Origin of the sequence: Aeromonas sp. R2-1 (assembly GCF_040908425.1) — a bacterium.
GTDB classification, from domain to species: domain Bacteria; phylum Pseudomonadota; class Gammaproteobacteria; order Enterobacterales; family Aeromonadaceae; genus Aeromonas; species Aeromonas caviae.
This window is the reverse complement of the sequence record NZ_JBFODR010000007.1, coordinates 53,180-75,892: the sequence shown is the minus strand read 5'-3', so window position 1 is coordinate 75,892 and position 22,713 is coordinate 53,180. Positions and strand designations below refer to the sequence as shown.

Sequence of the window (22,713 nt, the reverse complement as noted above, 5' to 3'; positions counted from 1 at the left end):
TCGGAGACATTTCATGCCGCAGTTTTTCATTCATCGCCCGGTGTTTGCCTGGGTGATCGCCCTCTTCATCGTGCTGGCGGGGGTCATCGCCATCCCCAAGCTGCCCATCTCCCGCTATCCCTCGGTGGCGCCGGTGTCGGTGACCCTCTATGCCACCTATCCGGGCGCCACGCCGCAGACCCTGAACGATGCGGTGGTGAGCCTGATCGAGCGCGAGCTGTCTGGGGTGAAGAACCTGCTCTACTTCGAGTCGTCGGTAGATGCCTCCGGCAGCGCGCAGATCACCGCCACCTTCAAGCCGGGCACCGATCCGGAGCTGGCCCAGATGGACGTGCAAAACCGCATCAAGGCGGTCGAGCCTCGCTTGCCACAGGCGGTGCGGCAAACCGGCCTGCAGGTGGAGTCCGCCTCGTCCGGCTTTCTGATGATGGTCGGCATGACTTCACCGGATGGCCGCTTCGATGAGGTCGCGCTGAACGACTACATGGCCCGCAATATCGTGCAGGAGCTGCGCCGCATCGACGGCGTGGGGCGAGTGCAGCTGTTCGGCGCCGAGCAGGCCATGCGCATCTGGGTGGATCCGGGCAAGCTCGCCGCCTACGGGTTGACCATCAGCGAGGTGGCGCAGGCCATTGAGCAGCAGAACGTGCAGATTGCACCGGGGCGCCTCGGCGACGAACCCGCCCTGCCTGGCCAGCGACTGACGGTTCCCCTCACGGTAGAGGGGCAACTGACCACTCCCGAGGCGTTCGCCGCCATCGTGCTGCGGGCCGGTGGCGATGGCGCCAAGCTGGTGCTGGGTGACGTGGCCCGGGTCGAGCTGGGGGCGCAATCCTACGCCTTTTCCAACCGCGAGAACGGGGTGGCTGCCACCAGCGCCGCCATCCAGCTCTCCCCCGGCGCCAACGCCGTGCGCACCGCCGATGCGGTGCGCACCCGTCTCGCCCAGCTCGCCCCCACTCTGCCGGCGGGCATGGCCTATTCGATCCCGTTCGACTCGGCCCCCTTCGTCAAGGTCTCCATCGACAAGGTGATCCACACCCTGCTGGAAGCCATGGTGCTGGTGTTCCTGGTGATGTTCCTCTTCCTGCAGAACCTGCGCTACACCCTGATCCCGGCCATCGTCGCCCCCATCGCCCTGCTTGGCACCTTCGCGGTGATGCTGCTGGCCGGCTTTTCCATCAACTCCCTGACCATGTTCGGCATGGTGCTGGCCATCGGCATCATCGTCGACGACGCCATCGTGGTGGTGGAGAACGTCGAGCGCCTGATGGCCACCCAGGGGCTATCGCCCCGAGAGGCGACATCGCGGGCCATGAAGGAGATCACCGGGGCGGTGATCGGCATCACCCTGGTGCTCACGGCGGTGTTCATCCCCATGGCGTTCGGCAGCGGCTCCGTGGGGGTCATCTACCAGCAGTTCACCCTGTCGATGGCGGTGTCGATCCTGATTTCGGCCTTCCTCGCCCTGACCCTGACGCCGGCGCTCTGCGCCACCCTGCTGCGTCCGGTCAGCCCGAGTCACCATGAGAAGCGCGGTTTCTTCGGCGCCTTCAACCGGGGCGTCGAGCGGCTCACCACAGGCTACGGCGTTCGGGTCACCCGGCTGGTCGGGCGCAGCGGACGCATGATGGCTACCTTCGCCGCCCTCTGCGCCGTGCTGGCCATTGCGGCCACCCAGCAGCCCTCCTCCTTTCTGCCGGACGAGGATCAGGGCTACTTCATGACCTCCATCCAGTTGCCGACCGGCGCCACCAGCGAGCGCACCCTGGCCGTCATCAAGGAGTTCGAGGCCCATGTGGCCTCTCGCGAGGCGCTCGACACCAACCTGGTGGTGCAGGGCTTCAGCTTCTCCGGCGCCGGCCCCAATGCGGCCATGGCCTTCACCATGCTCAAAGACTGGGACCAGCGTCATGGTGCCACGGCCGCCGAAGAGGCAGAGCTGGCACAGGCCGCCATGGCCAACAGCAAGGAAGGCATAGTGATGAGCCTGTTGCCGCCCGCCATCGACGAACTGGGCACCTCTTCGGGTTTCACGCTCTTCCTGCAAGACAGGGCCAACCAGGGGGAAGCCGCACTGCTGGCCGCCCAGGCGCAACTGCTGGCACTGGCGGCCCAAAGCGAAGTGGTGAGCGATGTCTATCCCGACAGCCTGCCCCCCGGCGAGAGCATTCACCTCGAGATCAACCGTCAGAAGGCCGAGGCCATGGGACTCTCGTTCACCAGCGTGAGCAGCACCCTGTCGGCGGCGATGGGATCGCTCTACATCAACGATTTCCCCAACGGCGGGCACATGCAGCAGGTCATCCTGCAGGCCGACGCGTCGGCGCGCATGCAGCTCGATGACGTACTCGGCCTGCGGGTGCGCAATGCCAGCGGCGGCATGGTGCCCCTGCGGGAGGTGGTGACGCCGACCTGGCGCCAGTCGCCGCAACAGATGATGCGCTTCGAGGGCTTCCCCGCCGTGCGTCTCTCCGGGAGTGCCGCCCCCGGGGTGTCCAGTGGCGCCGCGATGGCGGAAATGGATCGCCTGGTGGCGCAATTGCCGCCAGGCTTCGCCCTGGCCTGGACGGGACAGTCGCTGCAGGAGCGCCAGTCGGCGGCCGAGGCCCCCCTGCTGATGCTGCTGTCGGCGCTGGTGGTCTTCCTGGTGCTGGCCGCGCTCTACGAGAGCTGGTCCATTCCGCTCTCCGTGATGCTGGTGGTCCCCCTGGGCCTGCTCGGCGCCGTGGCGGCGGTGATGCTGCGCGGCATGCCCAACGACGTCTTCTTCAAGGTGGGCATGATCACCATCATCGGTCTGTCGGCCAAGAACGCCATCCTCATCGTGGAGTTTGCCCGCCAGTTGCACGGCGAAGGGCGCTCGCTGCTTGACGCTGCGGTGACCGCCGCCCGCCTGCGCCTGCGCCCCATCCTGATGACGTCGCTCGCCTTCACCCTCGGCGTGGTGCCGCTGATGCTTGCCAGTGGTGCCAGCGCGGAGACCCAGCATGCCATCGGCACCGGCGTGTTCGGCGGCATGATCAGCGGCACCCTGCTGGCCATCTTCTTCGTGCCGGTCTTTTTTGTCTTCGTCATCGGCACCCAGGCGCGCATTCAGGCCTGGCGGGCACAGCGAGCACAGCGAGCACAGCACCGATCATGCTGACCGCTGCGCGGGTTTGCTGGCCCTGGGGAGGCGATGATCATGCTGTGCATGCCTGGCACCATTTTGCGTTCCTTCGAAGAGGATGAGCGCGCCATGGTGCCGGGCCTGTGGTTCATGACCGATGCTGCGGGGCGACCCTATCGCGGGTTGCCTCTCCTGGGTTTGTGTCCAGCCCTCCGTCGCCGGTGCATCCTTGGTCTTCTCCAAGATGGCGATCTGCTATCTGGCACAGGGGGCTTGCACCATCCCGGGTCGGTGCCGACCCAGCAGGAACCCGGCCTCAGCATCGCTCTGAAGACCGACGCCATTGGCCTCATCGACTGCATGCTGTCTGCCATCACCAGTCAAGGCTGGACACTCCTGGTGTCTGAACCGCTGGAGAGGCCCCCGCAAGGTTGATGACACCCTGGTTCTCATGCAATACACCATGAAATCGAAGTCAATTTAAGTGTTACTCAGAAATCGACACATCGCAATCACCTCAGATACATTGCAGATCTACTCCGATACTTTCCCTCTGATCGTCAGCCTCAAGAGAAAAATAAAATAAACCACTAAAAACAACATCATAAACTCTTTTCATTTAAAGATAACTCTTTCTTGCACATCCCATCAGCTGGTCGTCAGGACACGTTTTCTGTGATTTGAAACACAAACTTTGATCATCACAGGGGATAAGCATTGCATTGGAAATCGATTTCAAGAAAATGAAGCCAGCATGATTTGTCTTGGCATCGATTGCATAGCGTCTGTTTGAGTCTTGACGGTTCATCGCGGTGGATATTTTTCCCATTGATTGGAGTGGTCAGTATGAATGCATCAAAAAAAGGACTTTTGGCGTCGTTGATCGCCGCTGCCCTGCTTGGCGGGTGTGGTGGGGCCGATAATATCGACTCGAATAGTGGCAACACCGGTGGTAATAACGGTGGCGACAACGGTGGCACCACGCCCCCTGGCGACAGCACCCTGATCCTGTTCGGGGTCGGTGCCAATGGGGGTACAACCCCCAGCATCCAGTCAGAGAAGGACAACTGGAGCTTGCAACCGGTCACCGCTTCTCCCGTCGCCATGACCAGCATCAGCGCCGTGCTCATCAACAATGCCGGTACCGATGACACCGCCGATGTGCAGGTAGCCGGTGACGGAGATGGCACCTTCATGCTCAAATCCGCCACCCCTCTGAACCTGAGCAAATACGCCTCCGGTTTCATCGAGTTCCAGCTGCGGACCAAGAGCAAGGTGCCGGAAGTGCTCAATGCCTCCATCGACAACGAGTATCCCAACCGCAGCAGCCTGCCCATTGCCAGCGCCCTGACCGGTTCCGGCGACTGGGAAACGCTCACGCTGCCCATCAACTGCATGAAGCCCTTCCCCGGTGCCACGGCCATCAACCTCGCCACTGTGGGCACACCGTTCCACCTGGCCACCAAGGAAGCCTTCAACTACGAAATCACCAACATCAAGTACCTGCTCACCACCTCGGCCAAGCCCGTTGTCGACCCGGTCACCTGTGAAGCGCCTGGCGGCGCTACCGACCCGGGCACAGACCCAGGCACCGACCCGGGAACCGATCCCGGTACCGATCCAGGTACCGATCCAGGTACCAATCCGGACACAGGCTCCGGCGTCAACAATGCCCCCGCGCTGGTGGCCACCGATGCCGCACTCTACTACTCCGGTGACAAGAGCCAGGCCTTGGACCGCAGCGCCGATTACCCGGCAGCCAGCTTCGGCGGCACCCTGACCGATGAAAACCAGGTCATCACCATGGACCTGCCAGGCAATGGCGCCGCCTTCCTCGGGACCGACAGCGCCAATGGGGATCTCTCCGCCTATCAGGACGGCGCCATGCTGCTCGACCTGAAAGTCTCCAGCTACGGTGACTCCCCCAACATCCAGATCCGCATGGACGGTACCGCAGGCCCGGACTTTGGCACCTTCTTCACCATGGACAGCAACATCGTGCCCGATGACGACACCTGGTACCGCTGCATCCTGCCGGTCGCCTCTCTCATTCCGGCGGCCAACACAGGCTCGGTGCAAAAGGCGCTCTACCTGAGCGGGGCCTGGGACTCCATGGCCGGTCTGCGCTTCGCCTTCACCAACGTGGCCCTGAAAACAGCCATCCCGGCAGACTTTGACAGCAATCAGCCCTGCCAACAGATCAAGTGACAAGGCATTGAATCTTCGAGAAATCGATTGAAAATAATTTTCTACGGATTGGAGCAATAAGATGAAATTGAAGTCACTCGCCTTGTTTGTCGGGGCATGTTGCGGGCTGGCAATGCCCGCAGTATCGAATGCCGCCGAGAGTTTTGGCTTCCACGGTTATATTCGTGCTGGCTCGATGTTTGACGCCAAGGACAACTTCGCCAAGGCGGGGTACGAATATGAGATGGACAAGACCATGGGGCGCCTGGGCTCCGAGCTGGACAACAGCTGGGAAGCGGGCCTGAACAAGTTGTGGGATCTGGGCAGCAACAAGTCGGTCAACATCCACTTCAAGGTGGAGTCCGATGCCGATGGCCTGCAAACCCGTGCCGCGCCTCGCGAAAGCGGTGTGTCAGAAACCTATGTGGAGCTGGGTGGCATCACCCCGACCGGGACCATGTGGGGCGGCCTGCGCTATTACGACCGCGAGAACTACATCTGGACCACCGACTATTTCTACACGGACTACTCGGGAACCGGCGTCGGCATCAAAGCCATGGAGATGGCGGGTGGCAAGTGGGACTTTGCCTATATCAACAGCAACGACACCAGCCACTCCGACCGCGCCAATGGCACTGAAGCCACCATGCACACCCTCCACACCAGCGCCCTCTACGGTGCCTGGGACATGGAGATTGCACTCAAGCAGATGCCCAGCAACGAGTTCACCGGCGACAACAAGCAATATGCGACCAAGGGGGCAGAAGGAACCGTCATCTATTCCCGCGACGACTTCTTCTTCATGCCGGGGGGCTTCTCCAAGTTCATCGCCCAGGCAGGACGTGGGCTGGGTTCAGGGGACTTGCTGGGTGCCAACCTGACCAATACCGCCATGTATCGCAAGGGCTCCCTGTATCAGAAGACACTGCAGGACAAGGCGGATGGCTATAAACCCTACCAGTCCAAGGTGATGGAAGGCGATCAATCCTACCGCCTCTTCCTCTGGGGTGGCTGGTATGGCGCCAATATTCATCTGCTGCCGACCCTCTCCTACCAGTACAACGACTACGAGCTGGGTGGCCATGATTCCTGGTATGCCGCATCTCTGCGCCCGGTATTCCCGATCAATGAGTTCTTCTCCATCCAGACGGAAGTCGGATATGTGAAAAACAACCTGATCATCGACAACGTCGAACGGGGTGGCACCTCTCACAAGGTCAGCATAGTGCCGACCTTCACCGTCAATACCGGCATGGGGCCCTCACCGGAGATCCGCATTCTGACGACCTATGTCGATCACAACAACGAGACCCCCTGGCAGGAAGACCGGGAAGATTTCCTAGTCGGTGTACAGGCGGACATGTGGTGGTAGGTTAGGTCGCGATACTTATCTGCACTATAATCTCGGGTCCCTTGGGGGACCCGCATTGCATACGAGGAAACACGATGAAGGGAACGAAGCAGTGTCTGCCTTTCCTGGTCAGTCTGCTGATGGCCGGATGCGCCGGCATGGGCCCGGAGCATTCGCCAGGATCGGCAGTCTCCGCCCTGCAGCAACAGGTTGAACAAGGTCGGGAACAATTGTCGAACAAGGTGGCGGTCGAGTCATTCAAGGAACTTCGCTTCCAGTCCCTCGGGCAGGAGAGCCGCTGGGTCGATGTGAGCACCGACAGCCAGGTCTATGCATTTGATTCAGGCAAAAGCTATGTAATGGCCTTCTCGCTGCCCGAAGTCAGCCAGGCAACTCGCGTCAAAATAACCATTCCGGTCGACTATACCGTCTTCCTGCCCAGCATCCTGTTGCTGGACGAGCAATACAACGCCGTTCAAACCATTCCCGGTTCCACATTCAGTTATGACGGTCGTTCGTTAATTTCAGGGCAGAACATTCAGGGGGAATTCACCATTCCAGCCCCCATCGGCAGCGCTCGGGCCGCCTATATGGTGATCTATTCCACGGCGAAGGACATGCAGGGCAGTACCCGGCTCAACCCGGACGATCTCCAGCGCGCCATGCAATATGATCGCACCACGGATGTCGCCCGCCTCATCAATGTGGAAGTGCCTCACTCTGCTACCGGACGCCTATATTTGACGCTGGACGCAGAGCCCGCTGCAAATGCGACGCAGATCGCAAAAACCATATCGCCCGTGATGGTCTCACCAGATAAATCGTTGGGTGAACTGGATTATTATCAGCATATTCGCACTGCCGTTCAGAGCAAAAACTATGAGCAGGCGCTCGCCTGGGTCAAAGCCGCCGAGCAAGCCGGTTTTACCAAGGCAAAAGAGGTCTTTTTTGCCGCCCAGCAGTAGCGTTCCCTCCCCTGGCAAGGCGCATCATCGCTTGTCACCACCAGGGGAAACGGGTATCCTAACTTGCTGATTTATTAAGAAGATATTCATATAACACTGGCCATGACCAGGGGTTTTCACAGTCGAGTACGGAGGGGGGATGTCGAAGTCAGCTCAGGAGAAAAAAGCCACTGTCTATGATATCGCCCGCCGAGCCGGTGTCTCGGCAAGCACTGTATCCCGGATATTGAACGGCTCGGCCAAAGTGGCCGCAGATAAACGTCAGGCGGTGGAAGATGCCATTCAGGAATTGAATTTTCGTCCCAACCTGATGGCGCAATATTTGAAAACGGGTCAGTCCATGACCCTGGGTGTTTTGACCCAACATGTGGAGAGTCCATTTTCCAACGAAATGTTGCGGGGTGTTGAACACACTCTTCAGGGCATGGAGTATGTGCCGCTGATTGTCAGCGGTCACTGGAATGCGGAAGAAGAAGTTGAGCGGTTGCGTCTGCTGGTGGCCCGGCGGGTTGATGGCCTTATTATTTTGACCGGCCACGTCAATCAGCAAACACTACTCGAGTTTTCCCAGCAAATACCGATTGTGGCCACAGGTCACAATATCATGACCGAGCGGGTACACTCCTTCAGCATCAATAACCGGCTGGGTGGCTACATGGCGACTCGCTATTTATTGGATCTGGGTCATCGTGACATCGCCCATATCGTCGGTTTGCCGGATCATAACGATGCCATCGAGCGTCATCATGGCTATCGCCAGGCTCTGGTGAGCGCAGGTATCGAATATGACCCCTCCCTGGTCATCCAGGGGGATTTCGCCGAAGTCGGCGGGCTCAATGCCGTCAAGAAGCTGGTGGAGAGCGGCCGGAAATTCTCCGCCATCTTCTGCGCCAACGATCAGACCTGTTACGGGGCCATTCTGGGGCTCAAGCAGTGCGGCTTGCGGGTGCCTGAGGATGTCTCGCTCATCGGTTTTGACGACCTGCCCTTCTCCACCTTTTCCAACCCGCCATTGACCACGGTACGCCAGCCCATCTACGAGATGGGTGTCAAGATGGTCAAGACTCTGTTGGGTTTGATTGAGAACACGGAGCTGAACTCGGACGAACTGCCCGAGTTGAGCATTGTGGTGCGTGATACCACACTGCCGTACAAGGGGTGAACACAGACCGGGGCAGTTCCCTGGGCAGCATCAGATCCCTGCACAGCATCAGCGCAAAGCGGCCTTCGGGCCGCTTTTCTTTTGTCAGCCACCTGTCCAGCGAATGACTTGCCCCTGCCACGTCTTCCACCTTGACTCTCTGACATAGCACAGACACCACGCACAACCTGGCGTCCCTCTTCTGCCGGCCCCTCAATCCGGCCTGGCCCCATGACACCAGCCAAAGCCTGGCAATCACAACCCGATGAACCCGGTCGACCTGAATGAAACAAGGCGCCTGAAGGCGCCTTGGATAGTATGCAGATCCCTTCGGGGGATTGCCCTGTGAGCATGGCCACCGTCAAGGCGCTGCGAAGGGGGATTCCGTCCCGGTGGGCGCGCTGGTTGCCAGCGTGGGGAGAGGCTCATCCGCTTCACACAAACTGGCTCTTCTCGTGGCCGCCTTCTGGGGGGGATACCAGCTTGCCAACCCCTGCTGGATGCGCGCGGCGGCCGCTTCCGGCGTCATGGTGCCGAGCACCACGGATTGCGATACCTCCGCAAGCTCTGTGGTAAGCGATGGCTCACCCCGGGTGAGGAACTGCGCCCCCAGACGCAAGGTGGAATCGCAGGTATCCCGCCAGCCCATCATGGTGCTCGCCACCGGGTCCTTGAGCTCGAAGAAGTGATTGGAGAGGGAGAAAAAGCCGGGCACCGAATTGGAGAAACGCTCGGCAAAGTCGGCGCTAGCCATCCACTCCACCAGTTTCAGGGCGGCCTCCTTGTTCGGGCTGGCGGCATTGATGCCGATCCCCATGTCGGTGTGATCGGTGAAATAGCAGGTGTCCCCCTCCCGCGCGACGGGGGGCGGGAAGGCACCAAAATTGACCTTGCCGGTGAACTGGGCCAGCGACCAGGAGCCCGCCACTATCATGGCGGCCTTGCCCGCAGCAAAGGCATCCACCGCCTGTGCTTCGGTGGCATCGGCCGGATGGTCCCCTATGTAGGGCCGCCAGCTCGCCAGCTCACGAAACGCCGCCACATAAGGGGCATCGGTCACTCGCGCCTGACCGTTGATCAGGGCCAGGCGGCCATCTTCCCCATGCCAGTAATTGGGACCGATATTCTGATAACCAAGCTCGGAGACCACCCAGCTGTCGTGAGCCGCCAGCGCCAGCGGCAGATAGCGGCCATCCTGCTTCACCTTCTCCAGCACGGCGAAGAAGTCGGCACGGGTTCGCGGCGGTGTCAGCCCAAGGGCGTTGAAGATATCGACATTGAAGTAGAAACCCTGGATCACGGAGGCAATGGGCAGGCAGAAGGTCTGGGCCCCGGAGTCGGTCTGCCAGGCGGCCTTGGCAAAGCTCGGGAAGTTCTCCATCCCGGGCAGGTCCGTCAGATCCAGCAGATGCCCCTGCTGGAACAGCCGCAGGGACTGATCATAAGGACGGCAAGTGATGAGATCCCCCGCCTTCCCCGCCGCCAGCCGCTCGGCAAGCTCCCGATCATAATCCGCCGAGCGCTGCGAATGCAGCTTAAGGGTGATCTCGGGATGGATAGCCTGAAAACGGGGCAGAAACTGCTCCTTCCAGATCGCCTCGTCATCCACGCGCCAGGTTTCCAGCACCAGCTCCTGGGATACCGCCGCCGTACTCAGCCCCCAGACCAGCAGGGCACTCACAGATTTCCACATCGCCTCTCTCCTACACCTTGAAACGGGCCACCAGAGTCTGCTGCTGGCTGGCCAGCCCCGACAACACCTCACCACTGCTCGCCGATACCCGGGACGCCTGCTCGGTCTCGTGAACCACGTCTGCGATGGCCGCCACGTGCTGGGCCACTCCCTGACTCACCGAAATCTGCTCCGCTGCGGCATAAGCCATGTGATCCGCAATCTCCTTGATGGCCTCCATGCGCGAGGCGATCCCCGCCAGGGCACTTTCGACATCCCGGGTCTGCTGCACACTCTGCTGGGTCTGCTCATGGCTCTGGGCCATCACGCTCGCCACATCGCGGGCGCATCCCTGCAGGTTGTCGATCATCACCTGGATCTCCTGGGTCGCCCCTTGTGAACGGGTAGCCAGCGCCCGCACCTCCTCGGCCACCACGGCAAAGCCCCGCCCGGCCTCCCCGGCACGGGCCGCTTCGATGGCCGCATTGAGGGCCAGCAGGTTGGTCTGTTCAGCCATGCCACGGATCACCTCGAGAATGTTGCCAATGTTGCTGCTGTAGCCTTCGAGCTTGCGGGTGATCGCCATGGCCCCGGCGATGCCGGTCGCCAGTTGTTCGATGCCATCCCGATTGGCCTGCATCAGATGACGTCCGCGCCGGCTCTCGTCATTGGCCTCCCCCACCTCCCGACGAACATGATCGCTCGAGCGCGCCACTTCGGTCGCACTGGTCTCCAGCTCGAAGATGGCGGCCGCCACCTGATCGGTCTGGGCCTTCTGCGCCTGCACCTGCGACATCACCTGCTCGCCGATCTCTGCGGTCTTGCGCGTCTCGCTCACCAGGTACTCAGAGCCGCTCTGGACCTCCATCAGGAGCGTCTTGGTGTGGTGGGCCAGCTGGTCGATGGAATTCGCGACCTCACCAAGCTCGTTCCTGGCGGGGTAGCGTACTCGCAGCGTCATGTCCCCTTGTGCCATCAGACCGAGAACCCGATTGATCCGCCCCAGCGGCACCTGGATGCTGCGGGCCGTACTCCAGGCAACAATGAGGGCGATGAGCACGGAACACAGGGCCACCATCACGATCCAGGTGCGGGCGCTGTCAACCGCGACGTCGGCACTCAGCCTGTCCTCCTGCATGCTCTGGTTGCTGATGGCGATAAGCCTGTCCAGGACCTCCCCCAGTTGGTGGCTCTGCGCCTCCTGCTGTTCACGCAAGCCATGGAGTTGCTGGCTGATTTGCTGACGGCGCACCAGGGTGGCAATCAGCCCCTTGTCGCCAAATACCAGCTGGGGAATGCGCGCCACATGGCGGGTGAACCTGGCCTTGACGTCATCGGGGACAACAATCCGCTCCAGACGCTGGTTCGCAATGTCGATGTCTTTGGCCAGCACCCCCTGTAGCGCCACCAGATCCGTGTTGCCGTCGGCACGCAGGATCAGCTTGAGATCCCGTGCAATACCGCTGGTGATGAGCTCCGCCTTGTTCTGCAAAGAGCGCCGCCCCGCCGTGTAACGCACCAGCAGGTCCGCCGCCGAACGGTAGTTGTCGTCCAGGTGCAGCAGATCGTTCCGCATCCGTGCGAGCACCCGCTCCAGCTCGACCGACTCTTCGTGCAGGCTCATCAACTGCTCAGAGATGGTAAACAGCCGGGGGGCCTGGTCGGTGACCCGGGCGAGTTGCCGCTCACTCTCGGTATCGAGTGTCAGGGCCGCGAATGCCTTGATGTGCTGCTCATAGCGGACCTTGTCATGGGCAACACGCTGACGGGACTCGGGGAACGCCGACGTCTCCCAGATGGCGAGATGCGCCAGGCTGTCCCTGTCAGCCATCAGCAACGCGGCGTGCAGCCGGCTGGCGGTCAGGGCCTGAGGCGTCGCCTCTTCGGTCACCTGCTGGAAACGACCGTGAATGGAGGTCGTTTTCAGGTAACTGATGGCCCCGAGCAATAGCAACAGGACCAGCAGCAGCGTAAAGCCCAATCTGATCCGCTGTACGATCGACATCCTTCTCTCCCACCTCTCCCTCCGCATCGGGGCGGAGCCGGTTATCAAGGCACCAGGAGCCCGACAGGCATCCTGGTGCATCTGGCTGACGGCTTATCGACTCAACCTGCCCTGGCAATCGAGCCTGACCACTTCCCCTGAGGCCCCCAGCAGAGAAGCCGGTACCCAGCGAACGGTCGCCATGTCGATGCGTGCCTGTCCACTGGTGCCCAGGATGAAGGGGGTATTGACCTTCGCGAAGTCCATGCCCTCTTCGAGGCAGCGCAGGGGCAGACTCAGGGTCACCCACTTCTGCGGGGGCAACTGGCGCAAGGCCGGAGCAATCTCGATGGACTTGCCGCAGGGCCAGCCACACTGCAGCCCCAGCGTCATGTCCCCCGCTGGCGCCTGCTGCACCCGCAGCGTCACCTGCAGCTCGCTCTCGCCCTTCAGGTAGGTGCGACGATCCGCCCCCTTGACCTGGGTGGTCTGCAACTGGATCGTGGCCCCGGAGTCGACACCCGGCTTGTCCGCCCCGAGGAAGGTGACCGCTCGCGCATCCTGCTGGCGCAGGTAGTCGATGGGCTGAACCTTGATGAAGGTCATCTCGGTCACGCTGTTGCCGGAGACTTCAGTCCCCGTCCAGTTGCTGGCATCCCCCATGCGCAGACGGTGTTCTTCACCCGCCTTTGGCCCGAACAGCTCGAGCACCTTGTCAGCGGCGCTCAGTTTGGCGGGGTCGCTCTCGTTGCAGCCGAAGGTGCGTTTATCCAGGGCCAGGGTATTGAGGTTGCTGACCCGGGCCGCCACAGGGGAAGGCTTGCCGTAGCTGAGCCCGTAGCCATAGGGGAAGAGCGGTGCGTACTCACCCGCTGGATCCTGCTCGAAGGCTGGACGCTGCCAGCCCGGGATATGGGTGGGCGTGCGATTGATGGTGGTGGCGCACTTGCTGAAGGGCCACGAGAAGGAGAGGCGTCCCTGGAAGTCATGGGCCACCTTGCCCTTGGCATCCCTGAACAGCAGATCGGTGATCCCCTCCCCCTCGGTGCCCGGCAGCCAGGCGGCGACAAAGGCGGAAGAGAGATTGAGCTCCTCATTGACGTAGAGCGGACGTCCGGAGAAAAGCACGGTCACCACGGGGATGCCGGCCGCCTTCAGCCGCTTGAGGGTCAACAGGTCCTCGTGATAGCTGCTCTTGAGATCCCCATAGGCAAGGGTCTTGTTGTCAGGAATGTCGCCGAACCACTCGGCATAGGGATCCTCCCCCATGACCAGGATGGCGACATCGGGCTTGGCTCCCGCAAACTCACCGGATCCCGTGCTCACCTGCACATGATCCGCACCGACGGTGGCGGTCACCGCATCCAGCACGCTCTGGGCACCGGGGAAATCACCGCGCCCGTTTTCGCTGCCTTGCCAGGTCAGGCTCCAGCCCCCCACCTGCTTGCCCAGATCGTTGGCGGCGCTCCCAGCCACCAGCACCCGGCTCTGCCGGCTCAGGGGCAGGATCCTGCCCTCGTTCTTGAGCAGCACCAGCGACTTGCGTACCGCCTCCCGGGCCAGCGCCTTGTGCGTCACGGCACCAAGTTCACCCTGCTTGCCCGCCAGCTCACGGGCCGACGGCATGGGTTTCTCCCACAGCCCGGCCCGCATCTTGACCCGCAGGATACGCGTCACGGCATCGTCGATCCGGCTTATCGGGATCTGCCGGCTCGCCACGTCATCGAGCAGGCTCTGGCGAAACTCCATCCAGTCCTTGCGCGCCGTGACCATGAAGATGTCGACCCCGGCCAGCACCGCAGGCAGGCAGCTCCCCATGGTGCAACCGGCGATCTCGCTGTGACCGTTCCAATCAGAGACGACAAGACCATCAAAGCCCATCTTGCCCTTGAGCACGTCGGTCAGCAGATAGCGGCTGCCGTGCAGCTTGCCGTTGTACTCCACCCCGTCTTCTGGCAGCACGTCGCGGTTGAGCTCGTTGTGCCAGCTGTTGAACGAAGCCATGACCACCTGGGCACCGGCATCCAGCCCCGAGAAGTAGCCCACCGCGTGCAGGTTGCGCAGGTCCTCTTCCGAATAGAAGTTCTGACCCCGGTCGACCCCGTTCAGGGTACCGCCGTCCCCCACGAAGTGTTTCACGTTCGAGATGACATGGCGCTGGCCGCGCAGATCCGTCGCGGAACCTTGCAGGCCACGCACCATCTCGCCGGCATAGTGATAGACGATGGCGGGATCTTCGGAATAGCCCTCATAGGTCCGGCCCCAGCGATCATCCCTCGGCACCGCCACCGTCGGGGCGAAGGTCCAATCCAGCCCGGTGGCGGCCACTTCCCGCGCCGTCACCTGGCCGATACGGTAGATGAGATCCGGATCCCGCGCCGCCCCCAGGCCAATATTGTGCGGGAACAGGGTCGCCGCGAAGACGTTGTTATGGCCGTGCACCGCATCGGTCGCCCACATGAAGGGGATGCGATACCCCCTGCCCTCAAAGCCCGCTTCCGCCGCCTGCCAATAGGTGTCGGCCTGGTGTGCCCAGTCCTGGGCCGACGCGTGTTTGTTGTTGCCGGGCCAGCCACCCCCCCCGTTGAGGACGGAGCCAATCTTGTAGCGCGTCACCTCCTCAGGTGTCACTTCACGAAAGTCGGGCTGGATCATCTGGCCAACCTTCTCCTCCAGGGTCATCCGGGAAAGCAGAGCCTGGATCTGGCGCTCCATCCCCTCGTCCCTGGCAATGGCGCTGTGGATCTGCGGCCAGGTGGAAAAATAGGGCATGGTCGACAACTCATCCGCCATCCCGGCACTCCAGATGCCGCACCCCACGAATAGGCAGGTCATAGACCTGGTGAGACCTGTAGTTTTACGCATTTTCCTTATGACTCTCCGGATGTTCTCGTTCATCGCCTGGACTCATCGTTCATGGCGAGTCGTCTTGAAAAACAGTCGAACCTGAAATCGATTGCAAGAATATTAAATGGTAAACAGAAATCTCTTCGTCATTCCAGCAGTATCTTTGTCATGCCATGACAAAGATCCCGCTGAAAGAGAAAATAGTGATGCAACTCACAAACTCGGGGGCTTGTCTCATCAGCAGAATACCCAGGAAGGAACAGAGAGAACGGGTAGACTCATTGCAGGAAGACCAAAAAAATAAAATTAAAACAATAATTTAAATGCAATCGATCACATTGATTTGCCGCATGAGCTGCCTGGAACGACACCGATATGGCCAAACGGCTGGGGAGTCAGAGGAATGTTGAAAGGATTCAATGGAATTCAATTCAAGTGCATGAATATATCAATAAACGAAAATTTGCCGTCTCCATCACATTTCATAAAAGCAAACTTGATCTGCCAAAAAATTTACTGTTACCTGAATCGTGAAATCGATTTCCACTCAAGGATTGTGTGTGAATCTTGACAGTGAAATGCGGGCCGCAGGATGACTCGGTCATTTTCTGCGTGAGTGCGAAAATCGACGCCATTATTTCCGTCTGTGATCAAAGGGGTAACAATGAAAACATCTCGGCTTAGTGCCCTGACGCTTGCCATGTCTTGCGTCATTGGCTTGCATGGCTGCTCCCTGCCCAGCGCAGGAGCATCTGGTTCAGCGACCTCCTCGGCATCTGCCGGACCTGTGGGTGAATTGCTGACCAATGGGGGCTTCCAAGGAACCGATGGATGGTGGACGGCCGGGGGGACCCTGAACGCCGAGAACCAGATGGGCTGTATCACCTTCACCGAGTCGGGCTCCAATCCCTGGGATGTCATCCTGGGTCAGTCCAATCTCGGCCTGGTGCAGGGGCAAACCTACAAACTCCATTTCACTGCCATGGCCAAGAGCGACATCAACGTCAAGGCCCTGATCCAGCATGATGGCGCCCCCTACACCAACTACATGGTGCAGGACCTCGCCCTCGGCAGCACGCCCAAACCGTTCGATATCCAGTTCACACCTTCTGCCACTGACGAGAAGACCCAGTTCCAACTTCAGATGGGCACCCAGACACCGACCACTGTCTGTATCGGTGAAGCCACGCTATCGGGCCCCTCCTTGATCAAGAAATCGGAGCTGGGCAGCGTGCGCGTCAACCAGGTCGGCTATCTGAGCAAGGCTCTGAAACGGGCGACCATCGCCACCGACAGCAAGGACGCGCTCCCCTGGACCCTGCGCAATGCCCAGGGTGAGACCATCGCGGAAGGCAAGACCACGCCCTTTGGCCTGAATGCCGCATCCGGCGAGAACGTACAGATTGCCGACTTCAGTCAGGTCACCACCCCGGGCACCGGCCTGGTACTGGAGGTCGCCGGCCAGAAGAGTCATCCGTTCAGCATCGGCGATGACATCTATCACACCATGAAATTCGATGCCCTCTCCTTCTTCTATCAGCAGCGTAGCGGCATCGACATCGAAGCCAAATATGTCCAGCGCCCCGACCTTGTTCGCCCGGCAGGACACAAGCCCGAGAACGTAACCTGCTTCAACAAGCAGGACGCCAAGGGCAACCAGTGGCCTGGCTGTGACTTCACGCTGGATGTGACCGGCGGCTGGTACGACGCTGGCGATCAGGGCAAGTACGTGGTCAACGGGGGGATCTCGGTATGGACCTTGATGAACCTTTATGAACGGGAGCAGCTGGCGAAAGAGGGTGACAAGAGCGCCTTTGCCGACGGCAAGGTCAAGATCCCGGAACAGCACAACGGCTACAACGATCTGCTGGACGAGTCCCGCTGGATGATGGAGTTCTTCCTCGCCATGCAGGTGCCCGAAGGCAAGAAGGCCTGGGTGCCGGTAGGCGATCAGTCCAAGCAGCTCGACAGCCTGAAACTGACCGAGATCGATGCCTCCGGCATGGTCTTCCACAAGGTCGCCGACGAAGCCTGGACCGGGATGCCGCTCCCGCCCCACAAGGATCCACAACCCCGTTTCCTGAGCCACCCCAGCACGGCTGCGACTCTGAACCTGGCGGCCACTGCCGCCCAGTCTGCTCGCGTATGGAAGGATCTGGATCCGGCCTTCGCACAGCGCAGCCTGCAGGCAGCAGAACGAGCCTGGAAGGCGGCCAACCGCCATCCGGACGTCTATGCCTATGACAACTTTGTGGGATCCGGTCCCTATGATGACACCAACCTGAAGGACGAATTCTACTGGGCTGCCGCCGAGCTGTTTGCCACCACCGGCAAAGCCGAGTACAAGCAGGCCGTCCAGCAGTCCCCTCTCTATCTGGCCGCCCCCAAGGGGGATCGCAGCGCAAGCGGTGATCTCTACTGGCAGGATCTCAGCAGCGCAGGGACCATCACGCTGGCCATGGTGCCCAACAAACTGGGCAAACAGGAAGTGGAGAAGGCGCGCGCCGCTATCATCGCCGCAGCTGACGGCTACCAGAAGAGCGTGGCGACGGAGGGTTACCTTATCCCCTATCAGGCGACCGAATACCCCTGGGGCTCCAACTCCAACCTGATGAACCGCAGCATCTTCCTCGGGTTGGCCCATGACTTCACGGGAGAGCGCAAATACCTGCAGGCCATGTCCGATGCCATGGACTATGTGCTCGGCCGCAACCCCCTCGACCAGTCCTATGTGTCGGGCTACGGCAGCCGTCCGCTGAAGAATCCGCACCACAGGTTCTGGGCTCACCCCATCGACCCCGCGTCTCCCCTGGTTCCGCCAGGTGTACTCTCGGGCGGGCCGAACTCCATCAACTTCAGCGATCCCGTTGCCTCCACCCTCAAGGGCAAGTGTACCGGCCAGACCTGCTGGAAAGATGAGATTGGTGCCTGGACGCTGAACGAGGTCACCGTCAACTGGAATGCCCCCTTCTTCTGGACGGTCAGTGTACTGGATGAAGGTGGATTGACCCGCTGATCACCCTTCCAATGCTCCGTCCCCGTGACGGAGCATTGTTTTACTCCCCTGCCATTCTTGCCCAGGACAGCTCCCGCACCGGTCGCCACCCTCAGCTTTACGTTTTCCTTTTCCCTTTTCCCTTTTCCCTTTTCCATCATCATTCAGAGGCTGACGGCAGCAGAACCCTCTCTTATCGATCATTTCATCTGACCGCACCTTCGCAACCCTGTCATTTACATGTCCGTCTCTTGGCCACCTTATTTGCGCATCCACTTGATCCCTCATTTGCCATCAGATCTGCTGACGCCAACTGGGCATCACCCGCCCCCCGCCTCTTCTACAGTGCCCCCCGCGCGAAGAAGGCGGGACAGCAGGATACCCGGCTCCTGAATCGGGTTTCGTGACCCTCAGCGAGAACCACAAGGAAACCCCAGGCTGAGCCCGCCATCTGAGCAAGACACTGTACAGAGCCCCTTAGCCGCCACCATGACCCCCTGCCACCAGGGGGGGAAGGAGCACGGCGATGGGCTCGGTTATCCAGGATTGCTGGCATGGGCGCCGGATCGGCACCATGCCGAAAGCGCCCTCTGCATCATGCAGGGGTGCAGGGGTGCAGGAGCAGCATGAAAACCACGACAGATTTGAAATCGATATTTCAAAATGCCAAATCGAATAAACATGGCGTAAACCACATCATAAAAACAACCATAATTAACTGATAAATAACGATATTTTATTTTATATACCTTATATCAAATATCCATCAAGTGATCGCGATCACAATTACAAAACCCTATTCGTGAAATCGATTTCCCACTTTGTTGCATCGATCTATAGTGAGCCCAGCTTAATAACTGAGGAATGATCATGAAAAAAATCATGTTGTGCTGCTCTGCCGGGATGTCCACCAGCCTGCTGGTGAAAAAAATGCTGGTAGAAGCCGAAAAACGGGGCCTGGCTGCCGAGATCAAGGCTTTTGGCGCATCGGAGTTCGATGACCAGATGCCCCATTACCAGGTGATCTTGCTGGGACCGCAGATCAAGTACATGCAACCGGAGTTGCAAGCCAAGGCGGCGGCTCACGGCATCAAGGTACAACCTATCGACATGATGGATTACGGCATGCAGCGCGGCGACAAGGTGCTGGACTACGCCCTCTCCCTGATTGGTTAAGCGTGCTCACAAGGAAGGACACACACTATGAGTTCACTCTATGGGATGCTGGTCAAGTTGATCGAACAACGGATCGGCCCATTGGCAGGAAAACTGGGCCAGCAACGCTATGTTCTGGCCATCCGTGACGGTTTTATTGCCGCGCTGCCGTTCATGATCGTCGGCAGCTTCATGCTGGTCTTCATTTTTCCACCCATCTCCAGCGAAACCACCTGGGGCTTTGCCAGAGCCTGGCTCGATTTTTCCAACACCTATCGTGCCGAACTCATGTTGCCCTTCAACATGAGCATGGGGCTGATGACGGTCTTCATTTCGGTGGGCGTCGCATCCAGCCTGGCCAAACAATACTCCCTGGACCCCATCACCACGGGCCTGCTGTCGCTGATGTCGTTCATGCTGGTGGCGGCGCAATATAAAGACGGCACCATCTCCACCCAGTATTTCTCCGGTCAGGGCATCTTTACCGCACTCATTTGTGCCATCTATTCGACCGAGGTCTACGCCTGGCTCAAGCGCAACAACATCACCATCCGTCTGCCCGAGCAGGTGCCGATGGGAGTGGCGCGCTCCTTTGAGGTGCTGATCCCGGTCCTGGCGATTATCCTGACCCTGCACCCCTTCAACATGCTGCTGCAGGAAACCACTGGCATGATCCTGCCCGAGGCGATCATGTCCATGCTCAAACCGCTGGTGGCGGCTTCCGACAGCCTGCCTGCCGTCTTGCTGGCGGTGCTGTTGTGCCAGATCCTCTGGTTTGCCGGCATCCACGGCACCATGATCGTCACCGGCATCATGAACCCCTTCTGGATGGCAAACCTGGCCAGCAACCAGGCCGCATTGGCCGCCGGCCAAGCCATTCCCCACACCTTCCTGCCCGGTTTCTGGGATCACTTCCTGTTTATCGGCGGCGTGGGCTCCACCTTGCCACTGGCATTCCTGCTGATGCGCAGCCGTGCCGTGCACCTGCGCACCATAGGGCGAATGGGCGTGGTCCCCGGGTTCTTCAACATCAACGAGCCGATCCTGTTTGGTGCTCCCATCATCATGAACCCGGTCTTCTTCCTGCCCTTCATCCTGGTGCCGGTGATCAACGCCATCCTGGCCTGGTTCGCGGTGGATCTGGGTCTGGTTGAGAAGGTCGTGATGCTGACCGCATGGACCACGCCGGCCCCCATCGGCGCCTCCTGGGCGACCAACTGGGCCTTCAGTCCGGTCATCATGTGCTTCATCTGCATGGGGATCTCCGCCCTGATGTATTACCCCTTCGTGCGGGCTTACGAACGCACCCTGCTCAAGCAGGAAGCCGAGACGGCTGAAGCGGAAGAAGCCGCCAGATCAGAAAAAGCAGACACAATCACACCGATTCAGAGTCAGGCGTAAGCGCCAGGCGTGCGGGCGCCACGCCGCCTGCACGCCGGTCATCAAGAGGAAACTGCAATGCAATATACATTCCCCGAAGGCTTCTGGTGGGGTAGCGCCTCGTCGGCCGCACAATCGGAAGGAGCTGCCAATGTGGGCGGCAAGGCACCGACCATCTGGGATCACTGGTTCGAGACGGAGCCACACCGTTTCCACGGTCAGGTTGGCCCGGCCAACACCTCCACCTTCTACGATCGTTATCGTGAAGACATCGCATTGATGGAACAGATTGGCCACAACAGCTTCCGCACATCCATCTCCTGGGCCCGGTTGCTGCCGGATGGCCACACCGTCAATCAGGAGGCCGTCGACTTCTACAACAAGGTTATCGATGAGCTGCTGGCCAAGGGGATCAAACCCTTCATCGGCCTGTTCCACTTCGACATGCCGATGTACTGGCAGGAGCAGGGTGGCTGGGAGAGCCGCGAAACCGTGGCGGCCTATGCCGAGTACGCAGCGCTCTGCTTCAAACTGTTCGGTGATCGCGTCGCCTGCTGGATGACCTTCAATGAACCCGTTGTGGTAGTGGAAGGAGGGTATCTGTATGACTTCCATTACCCGAACCAGATGGACTTCAAACGGGCAGCCCAGGTGGCCTATCACATGATGCTGGCCCACAGTCTGGCGGTGAAGCGTTATCGCACACTCTCCCTGCCCGGCCAGATCGGCATCGTCCTGAACCTGACCCCCTCCTATCCGCGCTCTTCAAACCCGGCAGACTTGAAGGCCTCGTTCATTGCCGACCTGTTCTTCAACCGTGCCTTCCTCGATCCTGCGGTGAAGGGGGTTTATCCCCAGGAGCTGATCGATATCCTGCGCGAGCACGATCAGATGCCCGTGGTGCAAAGCGGCGACTGCGAACTGCTGGCCGCCGGCAAGATCGATCTGCTCGGCATCAACTACTACCAGCCGCGGCGAGTGAAGGCACGCATGACGGCCATCAATCCGGACTCCCCTTTCCTGCCTGACTGGTTCTTCGAGAATTACGAGATGCCAGGCCGCAAAATGAATCCTTATCGCGGCTGGGAAATATATGAGCGCGGTATTTATGACATATTGATCAACCTGCGCGACAACTATGGAAATATCCCAAGCTATATCTCTGAAAATGGTATGGGTGTCGAAGGGGAACACAGATTCATTGGTGAAGATGGTCAGGTAAAAGACGATTATCGTATCGACTTCATTCGCGGCCACCTCCAATGGATTCATACCGCCATTGCCGAAGGAAGTAATTGCCGTGGTTATCACCTGTGGACCTTTATTGACAACTGGTCCTGGATGAATGCCTACAAGAACCGTTATGGATTCATCAGCCTTGATTTGGAAAGCCAGCAGCGCACCGTCAAGAAAAGTGGTGAATGGTTCGCCAACGTCTCTCGTAATAATGGATTTTAAGGAGTCATAAATGATGGATCTTGAAGAAGCAGTCATGGGCATCATCGTCAATGCCGGCCAATCTCGCAGTCTCTGTTTCGAAGCCCTGCGTCAAGCTCGTGCTGGCCAGTTCAGCGAAGCGGATGCCTTGCTGCTCCAGGCCACCGACGCGGGGAAGGCTGCCCATGCCGTACAAACCAAACTGATTGAAGCCGATGAGGGCGAAGGCAAGACCAAGATGACACTGGTCATGGTACATGCCCAGGATCACCTGATGACCTCCATTCTGTGCCGCGAACTGGCCACCGAACTGGTCGAGATCTATCGCCGCCAAGCCAGCTGATTTTAACTCATCGGATCGGGAGTCCGTGCTTTTGCCACCGTTATATACGGTGGCTTTTTTTATTCTGGTTATACCAGCCAGCCGTCATGTCTTTCATACCTTTTTCAGGCAATTTCAAAAATATGAAACTGTCATGACGCGATA

General features: G+C 59.8%; 13 protein-coding genes. 10 read left to right on the top strand and 3 right to left on the bottom strand.

Going from position 1 to position 22,713, the window contains the following annotated elements; genetic code table 11:
* Positions 1 to 13: 13 nt before the first annotated feature.
* The 5 genes from AB5Y80_RS00675 (at position 14) to AB5Y80_RS00655 (ending at position 8,777) form a co-directional block, all read left to right on the top strand.
* Complete coding sequence (locus tag AB5Y80_RS00675) at positions 14 to 3,148, top strand: multidrug efflux RND transporter permease subunit (RefSeq protein ID WP_368172404.1); 3,135 nt, start codon at positions 14 to 16, stop codon at positions 3,146 to 3,148.
* 834 nt (positions 3,149 to 3,982) lie between these two features.
* A complete protein-coding gene (locus tag AB5Y80_RS00670) occupies positions 3,983 to 5,320 on the top strand; it encodes a putative glycoside hydrolase (protein ID WP_124814158.1) in 1,338 nt (445 codons plus the stop codon).
* A 61-nt stretch (positions 5,321 to 5,381) separates the two neighbouring features.
* Positions 5,382 to 6,671, top strand: coding sequence for a carbohydrate porin (locus tag AB5Y80_RS00665; RefSeq protein ID WP_041214661.1), 1,290 nt, complete (start codon positions 5,382 to 5,384; stop codon positions 6,669 to 6,671).
* 74 nt (positions 6,672 to 6,745) lie between these two features.
* On the top strand, positions 6,746 to 7,615 hold the full coding sequence (locus tag AB5Y80_RS00660) for a MalM family protein (RefSeq protein WP_039041337.1): 870 nt from the start codon (positions 6,746 to 6,748) through the stop codon (positions 7,613 to 7,615).
* Between the two features lie 139 nt (positions 7,616 to 7,754).
* The gene (locus AB5Y80_RS00655) at positions 7,755 to 8,777 is read left to right on the top strand and encodes a LacI family DNA-binding transcriptional regulator (RefSeq protein WP_039041338.1); all 1,023 of its coding nucleotides are present in this window, start codon (positions 7,755 to 7,757) and stop codon (positions 8,775 to 8,777) included.
* Positions 8,778 to 9,117: 340 nt separating this feature from the next.
* Here the strand turns inward: AB5Y80_RS00655 and AB5Y80_RS00650 are convergent, their stop codons facing one another.
* The 3 genes from AB5Y80_RS00650 to AB5Y80_RS00640 all read right to left on the bottom strand — a co-directional run bounded on the left by AB5Y80_RS00650 (position 9,118) and on the right by AB5Y80_RS00640 (position 15,247).
* Positions 9,118 to 10,449: an extracellular solute-binding protein gene (locus AB5Y80_RS00650; RefSeq protein ID WP_323923684.1), complete on the bottom strand. Its 1,332-nt coding sequence runs from the start codon at positions 10,447 to 10,449 to the stop codon at positions 9,118 to 9,120.
* Positions 10,450 to 10,459: 10 nt separating this feature from the next.
* A complete protein-coding gene (locus AB5Y80_RS00645; protein ID WP_368172403.1) occupies positions 10,460 to 12,433 on the bottom strand; it encodes a methyl-accepting chemotaxis protein in 1,974 nt (657 codons plus the stop codon).
* Positions 12,434 to 12,526: 93 nt separating this feature from the next.
* Entirely contained in the window at positions 12,527 to 15,247 is a 2,721-nt protein-coding gene (locus AB5Y80_RS00640) for a glycoside hydrolase family 3 N-terminal domain-containing protein (protein WP_368172402.1), read from the bottom strand.
* Between the two features lie 676 nt (positions 15,248 to 15,923).
* On the opposite strand from AB5Y80_RS00640, the gene AB5Y80_RS00635 reads away from it, so the two are divergent.
* The 5 genes from AB5Y80_RS00635 (at position 15,924) to AB5Y80_RS00615 (ending at position 22,569) form a co-directional block, all read left to right on the top strand.
* A complete protein-coding gene (locus tag AB5Y80_RS00635) occupies positions 15,924 to 18,275 on the top strand; it encodes a glycoside hydrolase family 9 protein (protein ID WP_368172401.1) in 2,352 nt (783 codons plus the stop codon).
* Between the two features lie 849 nt (positions 18,276 to 19,124).
* Entirely contained in the window at positions 19,125 to 19,430 is a 306-nt protein-coding gene (locus tag AB5Y80_RS00630) for a PTS sugar transporter subunit IIB (protein WP_368172400.1), read from the top strand.
* Between the two features lie 27 nt (positions 19,431 to 19,457).
* The gene (locus AB5Y80_RS00625; RefSeq protein WP_010673338.1) at positions 19,458 to 20,810 is read left to right on the top strand and encodes a PTS cellobiose transporter subunit IIC; all 1,353 of its coding nucleotides are present in this window, start codon (positions 19,458 to 19,460) and stop codon (positions 20,808 to 20,810) included.
* Positions 20,811 to 20,867: 57 nt separating this feature from the next.
* Entirely contained in the window at positions 20,868 to 22,247 is a 1,380-nt protein-coding gene (locus AB5Y80_RS00620) for a glycoside hydrolase family 1 protein (protein ID WP_010673337.1), read from the top strand.
* 10 nt (positions 22,248 to 22,257) lie between these two features.
* On the top strand, positions 22,258 to 22,569 hold the full coding sequence (locus tag AB5Y80_RS00615; RefSeq protein ID WP_010673336.1) for a PTS lactose/cellobiose transporter subunit IIA: 312 nt from the start codon (positions 22,258 to 22,260) through the stop codon (positions 22,567 to 22,569).
* Positions 22,570 to 22,713 lie beyond the last annotated feature (144 nt).